16 protein-coding genes are annotated in these 17,610 nt (G+C 53.3%); 6 read left to right on the plus strand and 10 right to left on the minus strand.

Annotated elements, in window-relative coordinates:
- Positions 1–5: 5 nt before the first annotated feature.
- The 7 genes from Enr10x_RS24325 to Enr10x_RS24355 all read right to left on the minus strand — a co-directional run bounded on the left by Enr10x_RS24325 (position 6) and on the right by Enr10x_RS24355 (position 9,024).
- The gene (locus Enr10x_RS24325) at positions 6–1,073 is read right to left on the minus strand and encodes an FHA domain-containing protein (protein ID WP_145113826.1); all 1,068 of its coding nucleotides are present in this window, start codon (positions 1,071–1,073) and stop codon (positions 6–8) included.
- Positions 1,074–1,159: 86 nt separating this feature from the next.
- Positions 1,160–2,347 carry a Mov34/MPN/PAD-1 family protein gene (locus tag Enr10x_RS24330; protein WP_145113828.1) on the minus strand — a complete coding sequence of 396 codons (1,188 nt, stop codon included), beginning with the start codon at positions 2,345–2,347 and terminating at the stop codon, positions 1,160–1,162.
- The gene (locus Enr10x_RS24335) at positions 2,344–3,540 is read right to left on the minus strand and encodes a HesA/MoeB/ThiF family protein (protein ID WP_145113830.1); all 1,197 of its coding nucleotides are present in this window, start codon (positions 3,538–3,540) and stop codon (positions 2,344–2,346) included. The genes Enr10x_RS24330 and Enr10x_RS24335 overlap by 4 nt, the downstream gene beginning before the upstream one ends.
- Before the next feature lie 18 nt (positions 3,541–3,558).
- Entirely contained in the window at positions 3,559–3,837 is a 279-nt protein-coding gene (locus Enr10x_RS24340) for an EsaB/YukD family protein (protein ID WP_145113832.1), read from the minus strand.
- Between the two features lie 288 nt (positions 3,838–4,125).
- Complete coding sequence (locus Enr10x_RS24345; RefSeq protein ID WP_145451647.1) at positions 4,126–5,709, minus strand: LamG-like jellyroll fold domain-containing protein; 1,584 nt, start codon at positions 5,707–5,709, stop codon at positions 4,126–4,128.
- A 180-nt stretch (positions 5,710–5,889) separates the two neighbouring features.
- Entirely contained in the window at positions 5,890–7,347 is a 1,458-nt protein-coding gene (locus tag Enr10x_RS24350; protein WP_145451648.1) for a hypothetical protein, read from the minus strand.
- 186 nt (positions 7,348–7,533) lie between these two features.
- Positions 7,534–9,024 (minus strand): hypothetical protein, encoded by a 1,491-nt coding sequence (locus Enr10x_RS24355; RefSeq protein WP_232093120.1) that lies wholly within the window; start codon positions 9,022–9,024, stop codon positions 7,534–7,536.
- A gap of 212 nt (positions 9,025–9,236) precedes the next feature.
- Between Enr10x_RS24355 and Enr10x_RS24360 the strand changes: the two genes are divergently transcribed.
- Entirely contained in the window at positions 9,237–10,664 is a 1,428-nt protein-coding gene (locus tag Enr10x_RS24360) for a sulfatase-like hydrolase/transferase (protein ID WP_197997346.1), read from the plus strand.
- A 249-nt stretch (positions 10,665–10,913) separates the two neighbouring features.
- Here Enr10x_RS24360 and Enr10x_RS24365 read toward each other — a convergent pair whose 3' ends face one another.
- Positions 10,914–11,204: a hypothetical protein gene (locus tag Enr10x_RS24365; RefSeq protein WP_145451649.1), complete on the minus strand. Its 291-nt coding sequence runs from the start codon at positions 11,202–11,204 to the stop codon at positions 10,914–10,916.
- Positions 11,205–11,282: 78 nt separating this feature from the next.
- Here Enr10x_RS24365 and Enr10x_RS24370 point away from each other — a divergent pair, with 78 nt between their 5' ends.
- The 3 genes from Enr10x_RS24370 to Enr10x_RS24380 all read left to right on the plus strand — a co-directional run bounded on the left by Enr10x_RS24370 (position 11,283) and on the right by Enr10x_RS24380 (position 13,616).
- Positions 11,283–12,458 carry a tetratricopeptide repeat protein gene (locus tag Enr10x_RS24370; RefSeq protein ID WP_145451650.1) on the plus strand — a complete coding sequence of 392 codons (1,176 nt, stop codon included), beginning with the start codon at positions 11,283–11,285 and terminating at the stop codon, positions 12,456–12,458.
- Between the two features lie 139 nt (positions 12,459–12,597).
- Positions 12,598–13,014, plus strand: coding sequence for a DUF2721 domain-containing protein (locus Enr10x_RS24375; protein ID WP_145451651.1), 417 nt, complete (start codon positions 12,598–12,600; stop codon positions 13,012–13,014).
- 188 nt (positions 13,015–13,202) lie between these two features.
- Complete coding sequence (locus tag Enr10x_RS24380) at positions 13,203–13,616, plus strand: CBS domain-containing protein (protein WP_145451652.1); 414 nt, start codon at positions 13,203–13,205, stop codon at positions 13,614–13,616.
- A 25-nt stretch (positions 13,617–13,641) separates the two neighbouring features.
- Here the strand turns inward: Enr10x_RS24380 and Enr10x_RS24385 are convergent, their stop codons facing one another.
- Entirely contained in the window at positions 13,642–14,127 is a 486-nt protein-coding gene (locus Enr10x_RS24385; protein ID WP_145451653.1) for a hypothetical protein, read from the minus strand.
- Positions 14,128–14,526: 399 nt separating this feature from the next.
- Here Enr10x_RS24385 and Enr10x_RS24390 point away from each other — a divergent pair, with 399 nt between their 5' ends.
- Positions 14,527–15,420, plus strand: a complete 894-nt coding sequence (locus Enr10x_RS24390; protein WP_145451654.1) for a leucine-rich repeat domain-containing protein — start codon at positions 14,527–14,529, stop codon at positions 15,418–15,420.
- Positions 15,421–15,572: 152 nt separating this feature from the next.
- Here Enr10x_RS24390 and Enr10x_RS24395 read toward each other — a convergent pair whose 3' ends face one another.
- Complete coding sequence (locus tag Enr10x_RS24395) at positions 15,573–16,475, minus strand: hypothetical protein (protein WP_145451655.1); 903 nt, start codon at positions 16,473–16,475, stop codon at positions 15,573–15,575.
- 171 nt (positions 16,476–16,646) lie between these two features.
- Between Enr10x_RS24395 and Enr10x_RS24400 the strand changes: the two genes are divergently transcribed.
- Positions 16,647–17,600, plus strand: a complete 954-nt coding sequence (locus Enr10x_RS24400; protein ID WP_197997347.1) for an amidohydrolase family protein — start codon at positions 16,647–16,649, stop codon at positions 17,598–17,600.
- Positions 17,601–17,610 lie beyond the last annotated feature (10 nt).

Consider the following 17,610-nt stretch of genomic DNA (forward strand, 5'->3'; position numbering starts at 1 on the left):
GTCAGTTAATTCGTATTTTCCTTGAAAGAAAACTCTAAGACCGTTTTGCCCAGAACGATCTGGTCCTTGTCCTGTAAGATGGTATGTGTCACGGGAATGCCATTCACATACGTCCCGTCCGGGGTGCTGCAATCTTCAATTTCAAACCGACCGCCACGATTGACGATCAATGCGTGCCGGGGTTCGATGGCGTCATCTTTAAACAGGTAGATATCCGCTTTGGGTGAACTGCCTAACACGGTGGTGTCTTTATAAATAATGAACTGTTTGCCGGCGAGCGGTCCTTTCTGCATCAGCACCCAGGCGGTTTTCGTCCAGCCTTCCACCAGTCCGATGAACAGGCCCACGAAAATCCCGACCGTGGTCAGTCCAACTGCGCGCGAGTAAGTTGCCTGCCCGTCATCGCTGACCAGTACCAGGCTGATCGGGTCGAACAGCAGCCCGCCAATCAACCCACCCAGCATGGCTCCCACCAGGCCATTGATGATCACCTTCTTTTCCTTAAGTGCAATTCCCTGACCAATCCCGGCTGGAATGGAGATGATACTCCAGCCTGCCGCCCGTCCCATCATCAGAATCAGCAGTGCCATTCCGCCGGGCATTTCTCCCTCGACCGGATTATCCATCATACTCAGGGCGATACCGCTCATGATGCCAAACACGATTCCGGTAGGAATCAGCGCAATAAGCCCTCCAATAAAACCGACTGCGAGACTAACCACGCTCGACTTTAAGGCCCGCAGCGGATTGCGGCAGATCAAACCTTCCGCAGAGCCCAGGAACAGTCCTACGAAGGCAGCCGTCACGGGAAATAACAGAGCAGCGCCGAGATCAATTTCCCCTTCCCTGACGACATTGTCATCAAAAAAAGGTTCGAGGATTAACCAACCTGTAAAACCGCCTGCTCCACCAGCCAGGGCCAGGTAGAACCAGTTAGCAAAGATGACCCGCACAATCCAGGGACGATCATTGATGGGCCCGGGATCTCTTCTGAGAAACGATTGCAATTCGACATATTCATCGACCTGAGGTGAGTGGAGATCGTCGGTGGAGATCTTCATCGAATCGGACATGATGCGAACCTTGATGGGATGAACAACTTGAGCAGCTGATGCTTCAATTTACACTGAACGAACGAGAGGGTAGAACCAGTCTAGCCTCATTCGTCCTGAGATTTCAACGACTTTGATTCCCCGGCGGGTGGTTTTTCCGTTTTTGTCTCCGAAGCCGGAATTTCTGTCTTTGATTCAGAGGAAGCAGCGGGGGCGTCAGATTGACTGGCACCCTCATTTTTCTCTGCAGGGGAATCAGCTGTCTGTGGATTGCGTAACTCGCGTTGTTTACGTTTGATATACCGTGAAAGTGCCTGGCGTTCCTGATCCGTCAGTCCGTATTGCTTTTCGATGTTGAGCAGTGCCTGTGAGCAGAGAGTGAGAGCATTTGCGACATAGACCTGCTTCTTTTTCGCTTCTGCGATCTGCTGTGCGTTGGCATCCTCCGGAACTGCCAGGGGAAGCGTCCGGAACAGTTTGTTAACTTCCACCAGTTGCTGATTGACTTGCCGCAGATGATCTTCGAATCCGACTTTCATCAGCTTATGCGTTCCGTAATGATCGACGACTCCGGTGACAATCATCTCCTGTTCCCAGCGTGATTTCGTTCCAGCGAGCAGGTAGCCGATCAGAAACAGGCAGAGCCCCATGACAATCTGCACGGAGCCGCGCATAGGAGGCGCTTTGTCTTCATAGCCTCTCCCGGCTGCCGGGTCTGCGGAAGCCTGCTGTGCAGAACTGCCGGACGGCTTTTCGCTGGCTGTGATACTCCAGATATCGTCGCCCACCCAGTAATGGTTCATCAGCACGGGTTTGCCGCTCTTCCACTCGAACACGCCTTCCAGTTTCCGAACGGGATCGACCACATAAGCGACCTGTCCCGGACCTGAGAAAAAGTTTTCCTGGATGAAGACATCACGGTCAGACAGGAAGATTCCGAAGTCGGGGTGTGAATGGTACCAGCCAATGATCCTCAGATCCGCATACTTCGAATCCATTTCACCGTTGATCTGCGACCATGATTCGTGAGTGAAGGTCACTTCAGCGAATTTACTGGCCGCCTGATTGCAGCGAATGTACTGGCTGACCTTGGCGTAGGGACCATGCTCGTCACGGAGCCACTCTCCCACCAGGACGCCACAGATTTCCACCTCGGTATCCCGGGAGGCATGTTCCTGGATTCCCTGATGTACTGCGGGATCGATATACAGGCGAAAATCGGAAGCGGCATTGGCGGGGAACCTGCTTTCGGACAGCGATTCCTGCTGCAGCTGTTGTATATCAGGAGCGGTCATGAGTTCTGATTCCCTGATTCGAGAGCCCCCAGTACCTGCTGGCGGTCTCCGGATAATTCGTAAAATTTCTGTTCCATGCCTTTGCGGCCGGTCAGAATGTCCCAGCGGGGGACGCCCAGTTCGTGTAACGTTCGATCCAGAAAGTCTGACTGTGCCTGCAGCGAATGATAAAAATCGGGCGCCCGCAGTTCCCCGCAAGCGGGGCAGAGTGCGTTGCGCTCGGTCACCTGTCCCAGGGAAGCGAAATAAGGTTCTGTTTCCTGGCAGGAGTGACAGGTAAAGGACTGAATCAGATCCTGATTGAAATCCACGACCGCGTCCGGCCCCAGTTCCGACTGAATCCGTTCCAGGAATGCGCCGGCCTGGATGTCACTGCCTTCCGACAGTTCAATCACCGGCTCGCAGGCTTCGTGAACCGGACAATCTTCCAGTCGGGAGTAATTCACCAGGTAGCTCTGGTGATACGTGCCGTCAAAGACGAATCCCTGCCCTTCCAGGCTTTCCAGGCCGTGGATCATCTTGACGGCTTCCTGAACCTGAATGCCGGCAATTACAGAGGAGGTTGTCGGTGTGGTGGGAACTTTTCCCTGCTCCATTTCATCCCGCGTCAGCAAGGCACAGCTGCGGCGTGACTCGAGCATTTTCCAGTCGACTTCATTCATCGTGCATTCATAGCAGGGGCCCGTCGCTGCATTGAAAACACGGGCTACACCGTCCAGTCGTTCGATGGCACCGTCGATCCACGGCTTCCCCACTCGAGCCGCACTCTGATTGATGGCCACCCGGGCTTCGCGATTGTCCAGACCTCCCAGGATGACATCGGCCCAGCGGTACACGCCCAGCCCCAGATCGTAAACGATGTTTCCGTGAAAAAAGTGCGTCTGCATGTCCGGGTAGATTGTGCGTGCCCGTTCGGCTGCCACTTCTGCTTTGCTGCGTCCACAATCTGCTTCACGATACAGTACCGAGCGTGAAAGATTCGAGTTCTCAATGTCATCCAGGTCGGCTACAAACAGATGTCCCACGCCGAGCAAGGCCAGGTTTTTAATCAGTTCATTGCCGATGGCCCCCGCACCAATGACCAGGGCCTTCGAAGCAGACAGTTTTTCCTGATCCCACCACCCGATCAGCTGGAATCGGGAAAAGCGATCGTCAGGCTGGTCGATATCATTCAACTTCAAAACATCGTTCATGGACCTGCACGTTCCCCTCTAGGACAGGGCGCCTGCTGTGATTTCCGGCTGCAGTCTGAGAATATCGCCCTCTTTCACGTGGGCTGATTCCAGTGTGTCGGAATGTAACAGCTGGCGACCGGAACTCTTGTGGTGGAACTTGTAGCTCATGAGCTGTCCATCCGGGCTGTGGCTGGGAAGATTCATTCGAGAGATGAGAACCGAGATCAAGCGGTCCACTTCGGCATCGCTGGGAACTTCGACCACCTGACGTTTATTGCCGGTGGCATCCCAGACTTCAATTTTGATGTCACTCATAAAACCAAGCTGCTCCACATTTTAACTAAGACACCATGTGAACGTGCGATTAGAGCCTGAGTTGACGGTTGAGTCAAGCTTAGGAGGGAACCGATATTCCTGAACAGCAAAAATCACCACACCACGTATACCGAATATACAGATTTCATCCCCGGAATGCTGTTGAAATCTGACCAGAAAACAGGGGAAGAAAAAATCGCCGTTTTTATTCTGTACGCTGCTGCCATGCGCATTGCGCGCACCGGGCAGCTATTGTGCGTGGTCCTGATTGATACCGCAGACGATATTTTATTTCGTCGTCTTGAGACCGACCGGTTTGCCGTCGAGCTGCCAGTTTGGGTCGACCTCTCCCAGCAGGTGTTTGAGCGCAGTGGCGGTGACGTCGACCAGGTAGGCCTGTTGTGAGATCTTTCCCGGCTGAACGGAGGGGCCGTGAACGATCAGAAAGACGCGGCGGATTTCAGGAACATTCAAGCCGTCACTGTGACTGCGTTTCAAGCCGCCATGATCGGTGCAGACGATGGTCAGCCAGTCTTCCTGTTTAAAATTCGGACGAGATTGAATTGCCTGCAGCAGTGTGTTCACACGGCTGTCAATATTTTCAATGGCGGTGATGTACTCGGGCACCTCGGGACTGAAGCCAATTGCGTGGCCGGTGGCATCGGTCTGGTGAAAGTAGACGAACATGGCGGTCGGATCGTCTTCACGGAGGATGCGGGCGGCAGTTTCGGCGATGGTTTTGTCCCGCATTCCTTCCCGTGCGAGGGCATCGGTGTTGCGGGGATCAGGAGGCTGCACGTAGACGCGGACCGAATTGTTTTCGTGCAGTTCCAGATTCAGGGCACCGGCCTTGCCGTTGTAATTTCCGAAGAGGATATTGCGTCCCTTGTCGGTCGTACGGAAACGGGCTTCGACGGTAAAGTCGGCATGCGTGAGATTCCGCAGGGAATCCGTTAACGGAATCTGCAAACCGTGGTCTTTCCCACCATTAGTGGGTAGATCGAGGATCTGTGAACTGGAGTCGGCAGCGGTTCCTTTTGAGTCTTCAAAGCGGTATTCGGCGAGGAGCCCCTGGCGATCGGGAGTGGCGCCGCTGGCAGCCTGGGCGATCTGTTTGTCGGTTAAGGCCCGGTTCCAGAGTCGGATGTCGTCCAGTTGTCCATGGAAGCAGGTGGGACCGGTACGGGAATCCCGGCCGAGAAAATAGAAGTCGCCACCGAGCTTATAATCGAGGTCGACTCCTGAGAGCGAGCCGATCTCTTTGCCGTCGAGGTAGAGTTTCAGAGTGTCTTTCTGGCGGGTGGCCAGCAGGTGATGCCATTTGCCGTCGCGTGTATCAATGTTGAGTTTGTCGCCGGAAACGCGGAGGTCTGCGGTCTGTTGTTTGCCCCGGGGAAGCGGGAAGACCTCTGCGATATCGGCCTCGGAGAGAATGTGTTCGTGAATGGGAGCCCAGGAGACCAGCGAGACGGTTTTCGCGTCGGGCCGCTGTCGTTTCAGGCGTTTGAAAAAGTGGGGGAAGAGTTCGTAGTTTTTGCCTTTGAAGTTGTTGTCGTGTACGCCGTGCTTGTCGGCCCAGACACCGGTGAGGATGCTCGACCAGCCGGGACCGCTGATGGTATCGTTCTTCTGATAGCGGTCTCCCAGAATATTGGCATCGTCGGTGAAGGCGCCTTCCTTGATCAGCCGGTCAAAGGTGGGAGTTTTCGCTTTCAGCAGGGCATCGGGCCGGGTGCCGTCCATGCCGATGATGAGGACATGTTTGTCAGAGCGATCGGCGGCGGGTTCTTTCGCTGCGGAACGCTGCTGGAGAAAGGTGGTGACCAGCAGACAGGAGAGCAGACCGACATAAAACTTTGAAGTGTTCAGCATGGGATTACTTTCGATCAAGGGGCAGACAGACTGACGGCAGGAGACCCGCTGTTCCGCCAGAGCAATCCTCAGTATAGAACGGCCGCGGAGGGGAATTCAATTAAGAGAAGATGAAGGTCTGGTTAACCGGGTACACTCGCAAAAACGCAGTGTCACTCCCACATTGATGAGAAGCAGGTATCATTGATCTTTCGGTTTGAGTGTGACGCCGGCTCCGGTCACGGATACCCAGGGAGCGGCTTTGGTCGGTTCCGTCGCAATCACCCAGATTTGAGCCTCTCCTTTTTTCAACATACAGGTGGTGAAGACAGGCGCTTTCTCCGGCGGAGCCCCACTCCAGCCATCCCCGAGCAAGGCATCGACCACTGCCTTACCGACAGAGAAGGCCGTACCCGGCTTGACCTGCATTCGCAGTGAGTAGGGTTTGTCCTGCTGCACCTTGATGCTGTTTGCCGTCGAAACAGTGACTTCCGGTTTTTCCCCTTTGCGATACGTGGCTTTTCTCCCCGCTTCTCCATAAGCCAGCAGTTCCTCTTCAGCCACTTCAGCGGCGGTCTGATGCTTGATACGAACGCGGGTGCGGCCTTCAAAATCGTGGGTGGTGATCGTGATCATCTGCTGTCCCGGTTTGCGGAAGATCGTGAGTTGCTTCCACTTGATGGCCACCGGCTTGTCGGTTGTGGCCTTCCAGCCTGCGGGAGCCAGGGCCTTGCGATAATAATCGGTCACTGCCTGGGGCTTGGAATTTGTGTCGAACGACAACTCGGAGGTCATATCGGTGTAACGAAAATCGATGGCATCGGGAAAGGCCGGCAGAGCGAGAGAGAGGAGCGAACTGGTATAAGTAATAGCAGTTTTACCTCCCTGGCCCGGCGCACTCATGACGTTGACCATGGCCTGTACCGCGTTTTGACGATAATAGGCAGAAGTGCCGGCGCTGCCATAGGGCGTCCAGCCCGCTTTCAGCATCAGATCCCGGCACTGCTCCGCTGTCTCTTTTACGGGGGCTTCGGTCGTGTACATGACGGTCGCCGGAAAGGCGTAGACCTGCTTTGCTCCTTTGGGGACCGGCAGGGCAGCCAGAGCAACATTGCCGTAGCGGGCGAAGGTCACATTGACCGGACCAGTGGGATCAGGTTGCATGACCGACAGATTCAGGTGGAAATCACCGAGTGTGAAATCGGCACCGGAGAAGGGTCCTTCGCGACGGCTGCCGGCGACTTCTTTCCAGCCTCGTTTGGTCAGCTCCTGCACATTGAAGTCGAGTACCTCTTTAAGTGGCTTCTTCACCGTATAACTGAGTGCCGCCATTCGGCGTGGTCCCTGCGTCTGTGCATCAGTGGGTAAGGGAAAGGTTTGCAGATCGAGCGCCGCTGCTGCTTCTTCCGGTGTCGCCGGGGTGGCTGCTTTGACCGGGGTTTTCACTTCGGATTTTGTAGCGTCGTTTGCTGTGTCCTGGACAGCGACCTGTTCTGTCTCAGGAGCAGCGGGCGATTCTGCCTGCGGTGCCTCAGCCTGCTGGTCCGTGGCCTGCTGAGGTGCCGTGGTGGGCGCTGCGTCCGAACAGCTGGCCCCGGCAATCACGAAACTTGAGAGAAGACTACATACAACGACCAGACTGAAACGGGGGACTCGCATTTCACAGGTTCTCCAAGGGGTAATTCCTGATCAGAAGTCTTTCGCGACGGCGTTTTCAGTTGTTGTCTCAGCAAGTGTGTTTCTGGAAAACGAAGGGGAAAGAGACGCCCCTATTTTACCGATCGTCATCTGAAAAACGCCAGACCGAAATGATCGGGAAATGAATGGCTGTCCATCCCTGTCGGTTCAGTCAAAGGAAAGCTGTACTTTGTCAATCATGGGCTTTGACTTATTCGCGGTCGTGTCTTTCAGTTTCAGTTCGAAGCCGATACCAAAGCCCGCGGGCAGGCCTTTCAGGTCCAGTTTTGCGGGAGTGCGTTTGACGTGCTTGGAGAGACCGGGGGTATAGTCGTAGGTCTCTTTGACTTCGGTCCAGTCGGTCCATGTATCAGGGGTGCCGTCATTGGTAGTATCGACGCCGACGCGAACTTCGACCTGTTCCACCCAGGGACCGGGGCTGACGAAATCGGTCGGTTGCTGCGTGAACAGGTAGAAGCGGCCTTCGGCGAAGCCGATATCGGGATCGGGGTGTCCGGTGCCGACTTTATCGCACCAGGTATAAGGTCCGTCGATGCTGGGGCTGGTGAACCAGGCGACGCTCATGTGTCCGCCGCCGGCGGGATCGTAATCGCCGAAGAGGTAGTATTGTGAGCCGACGCAGATGGGAGCCCAGTCGCCGTAGGCTTCCTGCTCGGGTTCGTGAACGTGGTATTTACCGATGTTGGTTTTCCAGTCGGGGTGCTGCAGCCAGTGCGGGTGTTTGTATTCGGCAATTTTGCCGGTGTCTTTTGTGCGGTTATCGACGGGCGGGGCGAGGAACTTCCAGTCTTTGACGCCGTCTTCACTGACGGCATGGGCAGCGAGGGGGGAGTCCCAGGAACGTTTACTGGCGTTGATGGGGCTCCAGTCTTCGAGGATGACATGGAAGCGACCTTCTTTATCGCGGATGAAGCCGGCATCGGAGCCGTGCGACGGGTCTTTGACGGCCAGGCCCATGTCTTTGCCTGGTTTGCCGTCGGTGAGATCTTCGTCGATGTAGACGTGCGGGTCCTGGTCGTTGGGGTAGTCGTAATAGATGTAGACTTTGCCGTCTTTATACTCGGCACTGGTGACCCAGCGGGAAAAGGCTTCGGTGACGGGACCGTGATGGACCCAGTTGACCATGTCGCGGCTCTGCCAGGCGTGGTATCCGCCGAGTCCCTTTTTCAGTCCGCCCGGGGCGTCGTACTGATGTTTCCAGGGAGTGGTCTGCAGCTTTACATCGAAGCCGTCGAGGGACGCGGGTTCGGGTTGGAAGCCTTTCTTTTTCTTCGCGCCGCCATAGCGTCCGAAGACCCAGTAGTTTTTAGGGCCGATCGCCAGAAAGACGGGAGCGTCCTGCAGATTGACCGGGCCGAGGTTGGCAATCGGTTCCCAGTTCTGCCAGAGGGGAGACTGCTCGATGACGATCGATTTTGGTTTCTGTTTTCCGTCGAAGCGTTTGAACTTACTGGTGAAGCTGGCGGATTTATCATTGGGGATCGCGGTGCCGTCATTGATTTCCAGATGTGTCTGGTATTCAGCTGCGTCGGTCCATTCTTTTTGTGTGTCGATCACCCAGTCTTTGGCGGTGACGGTGGAGGTCACGAGGAGCGAGAGTGTGATGCTGAGGACAAAGCGGGTTGGTGAGCTTATCATGTGGATGGTTCCCGGTGGAGTTGAACGCGTAAGATTTTGCACCCGGTTGATGTCATCACGGGCACTCTCTTCACATTAGCTTTCCTGGTGAGAGATTGCAATGTGCTGTTTGTGTGTCTGCGTGTTTGTCGTTGTGATGGTGCTGCTGAGGGGATAGAATCGGAGGGTGATTGATCATTTATCAACCTCACTGATGAGAGAAGGTTTCTGCCATGTTGCGTTCGCTGCTGTCTCTGATTGTGTTGCTGCTGCTGGTCTCGCCCGCCTGGTCGGCGGAACTCACGAAGCCGAATATCCTGTTTATCATGGTGGATGACCTGGGTAAGGAGTGGGTCAGCTGTTATGGTGCGGAAGATATCAAGACGCCGGCCATTGATGGGCTGGCGGCGACCGGGATGAAGTTCAACAATGCGTGGTGCATGCCGCAATGTACGCCGACACGGGTGACGCTGCTGACGGGCCAGTATCCGTTTCGGCATGGCTGGACGAATCACTGGGATGTCCCCCGCTGGGGCGCGGGGGCTCATTTCGACCCGAAGCTGAACACGACCTATGCCAACGTGCTGCGGAAAGCGGGTTACAAAACGTGTGCCGCTGGGAAGTGGCAGATCGATGACTTCCGCGTGGAACCCAACGCAATGGACGAGGCGGGCTTTGATGACTGGTGCATGTGGACGGGCTACGAGGCGCAGAACCCGCCGAGTGCCGAGCGGTACTGGAACCCGTATATCAACATCAAGGGAAAAGGGAGCAAGACCTACGCCGGTCAGTTCGGTCCGGATATTTACTGCGATTACCTGATCGACTTCATCGGCAAGCACAAAGACGAACGAATGCTGCTGTATTACCCGATGGTGCTGACGCACAGTCCTTTGACCACCACGCCCGATAACAGAGACGAAACCGACAAGCGGCGTCTGTTTGCCGGGATGGTGCGTTACACGGACAAGCTGGTCGGCAAACTGGTGGCAGCACTGGACGAAGCAGGAATTCGCGAGAAGACGATCATCGTCTTCACGACCGACAACGGGACCGGCGGCCAGCGGAACCAGCGTCTGGGTCATCTGGTGCGTGGCGGCAAGACGAAGATGTCGGAACAGAACGGCACCGCGATGCCGTTTATTGTGAACTGCCCGGGCACGGTTCCGGAAGGGGTGACCACCGATGCCCTGGTCGATTTCACAGACATTCTGCCCACGTTTGCGGAACTGGGAGGCGGCACGCTGCCGGCAGGTCGCGTGGTGGATGGGAAGTCATTCGCATCGCTGATCCTGGGGCAAACCCGGAAGGGGTCGCGGGAATGGATTCTGTCGATGGGAGGTGGACCGGCGACGCTGCGAAACGGACGTGTGCAGCCGGCACTGGAGTATGACGACCGTGTGATCCGCGACAAAGATTATAAGCTGTGGATCAATGCGCAGGGGAAGCCGATCAAGCTGTTTAAGATTAGCGGGGACCAGTGGGAAGAGCGAAACCTGATTGATTCAAACGATCCGGACGCCAAAGCGGCTTTGAAACGACTGACTGCGATTGCAGCCGGGTTTCCGGCGAAAGACGGGGCACCGCGCTACGAGAAGAACCCGCCGCAAAAGTGGGATCAGAAACCGGGAATTCCGGGGGGTGGGAAAAAGAAGCGGTAGAAACAGTTGTTTTTTTTGATGAACCACGAAAGGCACGAACTGCACGAAAATAGTTTTGTGTATGGTAAGCGATTTCTAAACGACTCGAGGTCTTGAGGCTCTGAATGGGAGTAAAGACGTATGAGATCATGCTTTATAATATTGATACTTGTGGTCCCTGCCCTCTGTTCTGCTGAGGAAAAATGCTCAGAGAAAGAGCGGGTTGAGCTGTTGCAGGTGATCGATGCGGCTGTTAAGGCGACCCGTTTCCTAAAGCCCGACGATGCCGACTTGATTCTGCTGGAGGCGGCTTCGTACGAGGCCTGTTTTCGTAAGTATGATCAGGCGAAGAAGCTGGCCGGTCAGATTCAGGATAAAGAAGATCGCAGCTACGCCTGCTACTCGATTGCCATCAGTTTTGCCAGGCAGGGCGACCCCGCTCAGGCAATTTCGCTTGCTGCTTCCACGACTCGCAAGAGTGAGGTTCTGGAACATATCGCGATCTGCCAGGCGAAGCAGGGTAATTTTGCCGGTGCCCTGAAAACGATCGACCGGATTCAAGACGATCTGATTCTCAGAAACAATGGGGTTACCAAAGCTGGTTGGATTAAAGGGTTTGCGTTACTGGAAGTTGCCATTTTGCAGGCAAAAGCAGGCAAGCAGGCTGCCTCTCTGAAACTGATAGACCAGGCTAAAATTCTCTTGAAGAATTATCATGATTATGTTTCTGTCATCGGAAAGTTAGCAGAAGCGTATGCTTACGCAGGTAATCTGGAAGAAGGGTCCCGATGGTTCAAGTTGCTCAAAGAAAACCATAAAGACTCACTCCCGTTTATGCTGACAGATGTCGCTCTGGGTTATGCCACTGCGAAAAAATATGAAATGGCGTTTCAACTTGTAAAACAGCATCCGGATTCATCTGAATTAGGAAAAACGATCCATAGTGTTGGTATGCTTTTGCTCTCAAGAGGAGACATAGAAAGAGCATTAGAATTGCATTCAATCCCGGATGAGAAATGGTGGCAAGACGATTTACTGTTTGAGCTGGTGAAATGGAGCATCAAACAACAACAGCCTGAAAAAGCTTTGAAGTATGCGGGCCAATTCGATCCTGATTCGACACGTCTCCGCGTACAGTCGTTACTGAAAATCGCTGAATTACATCAAACGCTGAACCAGCCTCTGGAAGCCGAAAAACTATCGCAACAGGCACACGAACTCATCGAAGCCGCCAGGAATGATCATAAATTATTCGCCGAATTGCAGACGGACTGGGCCGCGGATCAGCTACGACACAAAAATGTCAAAGCCGCACAGGGCAGCCTGCAGGCTGCTCTGAAAGCCGCCAGGCAGATCAATTATACCAAATCATTTTCGGGAGATTTTTATCACCCTTTGCAGGATATCTTTCGGGGACAGGTTCAGGCAGGAGACATTCCCGGTGCGAAAGAGACACTGTCGTTCGCACTGGAGGTATTACCCCAGATGAAAAAAGCCCACGGAGGATTTCCTGTTTACATTTCAAATCTGAAGCCTGACATCGTGGCGTGTTACGTAGAAATCGGTGATTTAAAATCGGCTTTGAAAATAACGAATGCAGAAAAGTATAACGATTCCTGCTTTTCTAAGATCGGAGAAACGCTGGGGCGTAAGGGAGATTTTACAACCGCCCTGGAGTGGTGCCAGCAGTCTGTGCCGGATGCGATGAAAGCAAATGTGTTGATCTCCATAGCCAGGGGAGCGATCAACGCTGGAAAGTGCGACTGCGATGATCCCTTTCAAAGAATCTGGGATCATGCTCCGTGGGCAATATAGAGTATTTCCTCGAAATGAAATATGAATGGAGAGGAATAGATCTATTGAGTCTGGATTTGATTTAACCACGAAAGGCACGAACTGCACGAAAAAAATTAAGTGCTGCGTCTGTCTTTACCAGTAAAAAGATTTCAACAACATGACGAGTACTGAATTCTGGTTAACGCCTTTGATCCTGTTGCCGGGGGTCGCGCTCCTGATTGGTTCGACTTCGGGCCGGTTTGGGCAGATTCATACCGAGTTTCACCACCTGCTGGACCACCCCGATGCGCATGCCCAGATGCTGTCGCGGAATCTGCAGCAGCGGGCCCGCCTGTTCCGCGATGCACTGGCGAGCCTGTATGTCAGCGTGGGGCTGTTTTCTTTGGGGAGTCTGCTGGGGGGCGTCGTGAATCTCTGGCGTCCGCAGTCCCTCTGGTTTGTGGGCGGGCTGATCATCATCGGCATCGGCTGCGTGGTGTTTGCCTCGGTGCAACTGGTGCGTGAATCGCTGCTGAGCCTCAAGGTGATCGACGAACACTTCGAGCGGATCGAACGGGATTGTGAGCAGGAATGAGGACTGATCTCAGATCGATTTGGTTGTGCTTGCAAGAGACAATGGTTTCCGTGTGTCTGCGTCCGTCTGCTGGACTGGCCTGAGACCGAATGGTATGATTTGAGGCATACCACGCTTAAGAAAAAGAAACCAGCGGCTTGAGTATCAGCAGCATTCAGTGTGCGAGAAAAAAGACAGGATGAGAGAACATGAATATCACAATCGAAGAGTTAATGGTTCAACAGGTGATGACTGCGACGCCTCACCAGACAGCTGAGCACGTTCGCACAGTTCTGAGCAGCCACTCCGGCAGCTGTATTCCGGTCGTTGATTCTGATGGTGAACCGGTTGGAATCGTTTCTGCTTCTGATTTTCTGGAAGACCACCCTGCAGGAACACCTGTCAGTCAATTCATGACCCAGAAAGTTTACACCATTCCCCAATACGCTGATCCTTCTCTAGCGGCCCGTATTATGAGAAATCATAAAATCCATCACGTTGTGGTGACTCATGAAAAAAAAGTGGTGGGCATCATCAGCTCGTTCGATCTGCTCAAGCTGGTGGAAGAACACCGGTTTGTTATGAAAAACGCACCGGATACTCCCAAGTCTCGCAAAAAATAGATTGCTTTTGTGCATTCGGAGTTGGTTATTTTTCCGCTGGCTCGCTGGACTCACAAACCAGAAGTTGTCCATCCCGCATGCCGGTCACGTGCAATGTAGTGCCGGGTGAAATCAGCAGGCCAGAGGCGGACGTGGCTCCCAGTTGCAGGCCATCAATTTCGACCGTGCCCTGAGGGCAGAGGGATGAAGTGGCCCGTGCCGTTCTGCCAACATATTGGTCGAGTGGATCGTCAACAGCCAGAGGTGACTGCCCGACAGAGTCAGGAGGGGAGAGCACCAGCTCGGGAAAGCCCAGGGTGAATTCTCTAATCGGGTATCCCAGTTTAAGCACAGGGAGCCCCATCAGATCGATCAGAGGGATAATGACGACCACAAGCCAGAATGCAATATTGACGGCATAACAGATCAGAACGAGCGGAAGTATGACAATCGCCAGACGAAATGCAGCGCGTCGGGTGGTCTCGGGAGTTTTTTTAACGATCTGCTGATCCGGCTTGTGAACCCAGCGCAAAATTCTAAAGAGAGCCCCGCCGTATAAAAGCACAGATAGCGGGATGTCAATCCATGGCGAAAAATGGTACATGAGCTGGGGATTAATTCTGAAACAGAACCTGTGATTAATTGACCAGAGTTGGGTATGATCATCCCCGAGGGGGCTACATCACCCGAACGATACTATCAGACAAAATCACACGAATCAAGAAATGAACGAAACCAGCCTGGGGTGTAGTTTGATGATGAACCACAAAAGGCACGAAACCTTTTGGATCGTAAGAGGCTCTTGAAACTGTTTCTGCTCGCAAAATGATTGATGAGCGGATTGAGCGGGGTTCTGAACGGTGAGTGGTTTCTGAAGTAATTTACAGGGGATGTCCCACGATTGAATTAACTGTTATTTAAGAGAAATACGATGTCAGAATCAGAAATTGATCGGTGTATCAAAGAAGTGAAAACGACTGGGGCAAAGACTCTTTACTTATCTTCCCAAGATCTGACAGAGATCCCCCAGGCAATCTCTGAATTAACGCAACTCACAGAAATTTCTATTGACCGCAATAAGATACAAGAAATTCCTGCCTGGATCGAAAGATTAGATCAGTTACAAATCCTTTCGATCAGGAACAATGAGCTGGAAGTGATCCCAGCTTCGTTACATCAACTAGCTAATCTTAGAGAGTTAAATCTGAATGGAAATCGCATCTCATCCTTGCCCGACTGGTTTGCTGATTATTCCAATTTAGAAATGTTGTGTCTTGCTGATAATGAACTGACAGAAGTTCCTGATGTTATTAGCCAGCTGATAAATCTACGTTATCTGGCGATGAACTCTAATCAGCTGGAAACATTACCCGAGCATCTGCAGACATTGATACACCTCCAGGTTCTATCCCTTTCCAGTAACAAACTGAGAGAGATACCGGAATGGATTGGAGCGTTTCGTCATTTAGAGGACCTGGATGTAAGTTATAATCGATTAACTCAGCTTCCCGACTCGATTGGACAATTACGAAATCTCATCATTCTTGAAGCAAACGGTAATCAACTCATCAAATTACCAGAGACCATTGGAAATCTTGTCAATCTGGAAGAACTTGAATTACAGGATAACCAGATTCAATATTTACCCGACTCGATTGGAGACTTGAAATCGATAGATGTGATACACTTAACTCATAATCAGATCTCAGAATTGCCAGTTTCAATTTTAAAATTGAAAGACTTCGTGATGGATCTCCATGGAAATTGTGTTGAAACTCTTGACCCGGAATTTTTGCTGGAGGATCGAGAGATCTACTATCATTAAGGGACTTTTTAGATAGAAACTGTATCAGGAAGCGAAAGCCTGTGAAGCGAAAAAAGTAGCGGTGATACCTGCTGTGTTTTGAATTTAACCACGAAAGGCACGAAATACACGAAACGCTTCTCGACAGTGAGCGGTTCCTGAATGTCGAATCCTTACTTCTCCGCGGGAAACTGTTTCTTTAATTCCTCAGCGGCTTGCTGGGTGGCTTTCCAGTCGCCGGTTTCGTCGGGGACGGCTTTGACGATGACGGTGAAGTCGAGTGTCTCTCCCTTTTTGAAGGCCTGGCCGTTGTTGTGGCGGAGGTAGTATTTGTGGTAGCGGTCGAGGTCCCAGATCATGCTGGCGCTCTGGTTGCCGGCGATCACGCGGGGCGTGTAACAGAGCGAACTGAGCTGCTGTTCCGGGTTCAGCTGGGCGACCCAGGAGGTGTTTTTGCTGACGGCCATTTTCTTTGAGTGCGAGAGCGGGCCGCTTTCGATGGTGCCGTCGGGGAGCTGGGCCATCCACTTTGTCGATGTCGGCGGGAAGCAGTGCATGAAGTAATAGAGCAGGTCGAGCTCGCAGTCTTCCAGGGCTTCCATCTGCGTGCGTTCATAGATCTCGGAGCTGGTGATGGTGATCTCGGCGCGGACTTTGAACTTCCAGATCGTGGAATCCTTGATGAATTCGATCCGCTGCCCTTTGATCGTCTCGCCGGTCTTCGTGATGGGAACCTGTTTGCCGTCGACGATGAGCTGCACTTTGTGAACGACTTCCCGGCCCCCTTCCTTATGGCCGGTGCCCCACCACTGTTCGCCTTTGGGGCGCAGCACGGTGCCGTAGTGGCCGTTATTCAGGCCGAACTCCTGCCCTTGAAAGAACATCTTCTCGATGGTCCAGCCGCTGGCGGCGTCGAGGGGGACAGTGTAGTTGTCTGTTTCGAGGGTCAGGAAGCCGGTTTCGGGGACGCCGGCATCGTAGAGGCGGTCTTTGGTTTTCTCGGCAGCGAGAGTCTGACTGGCGGACAGTAACAGAATAAAGAGACAGCAGGAGCGCAGCAGTCTGGAAAAAATCATTTCAATCAATCTCTGGGGTATACAAGTGACATGAGTTTTCTGGCGACAGGCACCAGCGAAATTTCCGTTTCATACGTGATAACTTAACGTTGTTTATGATATATTGAAAGCGACTCGTTGAGGAACGACTTTGTGCCAGCGCTGCATTGATTTGATTGAAAAGGGGCTGATATGTGGAATCCGAAAGTATCGAGACGTGGTTTTCTGTTCGCAGCGGGAGCGGCCTGCTGCAGTGCCGCATTGCCTGTGCAGGGGGCGGCAGCGCCGGCGCAGGACGCGAAGAAATATAAGAAGCTGGATTGTCACCTGCACATCAATCACATGGGACGCTCGATTGAAGATACGATCAAGCACATGGATAACACGGGGACAGACAAGGCGTTCATCCTGCCTTTAGAAACCGGCGAAGGGGGTGTGACGCTGCGGACCGAGACGGTGCTGCATGCGTTCTACAAATACCCGGAGCGTCTGATTCCGTTCTGCCAGACCGACATTCGCCAGCCGGACGTGATTGAGCGGATTCGCGCCTATCACCTCCTGGGCTGCCGGGGGATCGGGGAACAGAAAGAACATCTGCCTTTGAACGACAAACGGGTGGAAGCGGTGATTGCGGAGTGCAACGACCTCAACTGGCCGATCACGATTCACTTCCAGGATGACAAGAAGGGGTTCAACCAGGGCATCGAAACACATCTGGAACCGTACCTGAAGAAATACCCGCGGGTGCGGATCATCGGGCATGCACAGTCTTTCTGGTCGCACATCAGTGCGGACGTGCCCTCGCCTGACAAAACGCTCTATCCGCGAGGGCCGGTCAAGCCGGGCGGTCTGCTGGATCATCTGCTGAGCAACTATCCCAACCTGTATGCGGACATGTCAGCGGGGAGCGGGTTCAATGCCCTCTCGCGGGATGAAGATTTCACCGCGGGTTTCATCGAACGGCACCCGAAGCAGATGCTGTTCGGCAGCGACTGTCCCTGTAAAGATGGTCGCGGCGGCGGTTTCAAGGGCGTCTGTTACAGCACGCGTCTGCAGGATTTTCTGGTGCGGATCGTGCAAGATGAAGCGGTGCTGGAGGACATCTTTTACAACAATGCCGAACGTGCTTTGAACGGGACTGCGTGAACGGGAAGGG

This window comes from Gimesia panareensis (assembly GCF_007748155.1).
Lineage (GTDB): Bacteria > Planctomycetota > Planctomycetia > Planctomycetales > Planctomycetaceae > Gimesia > Gimesia panareensis.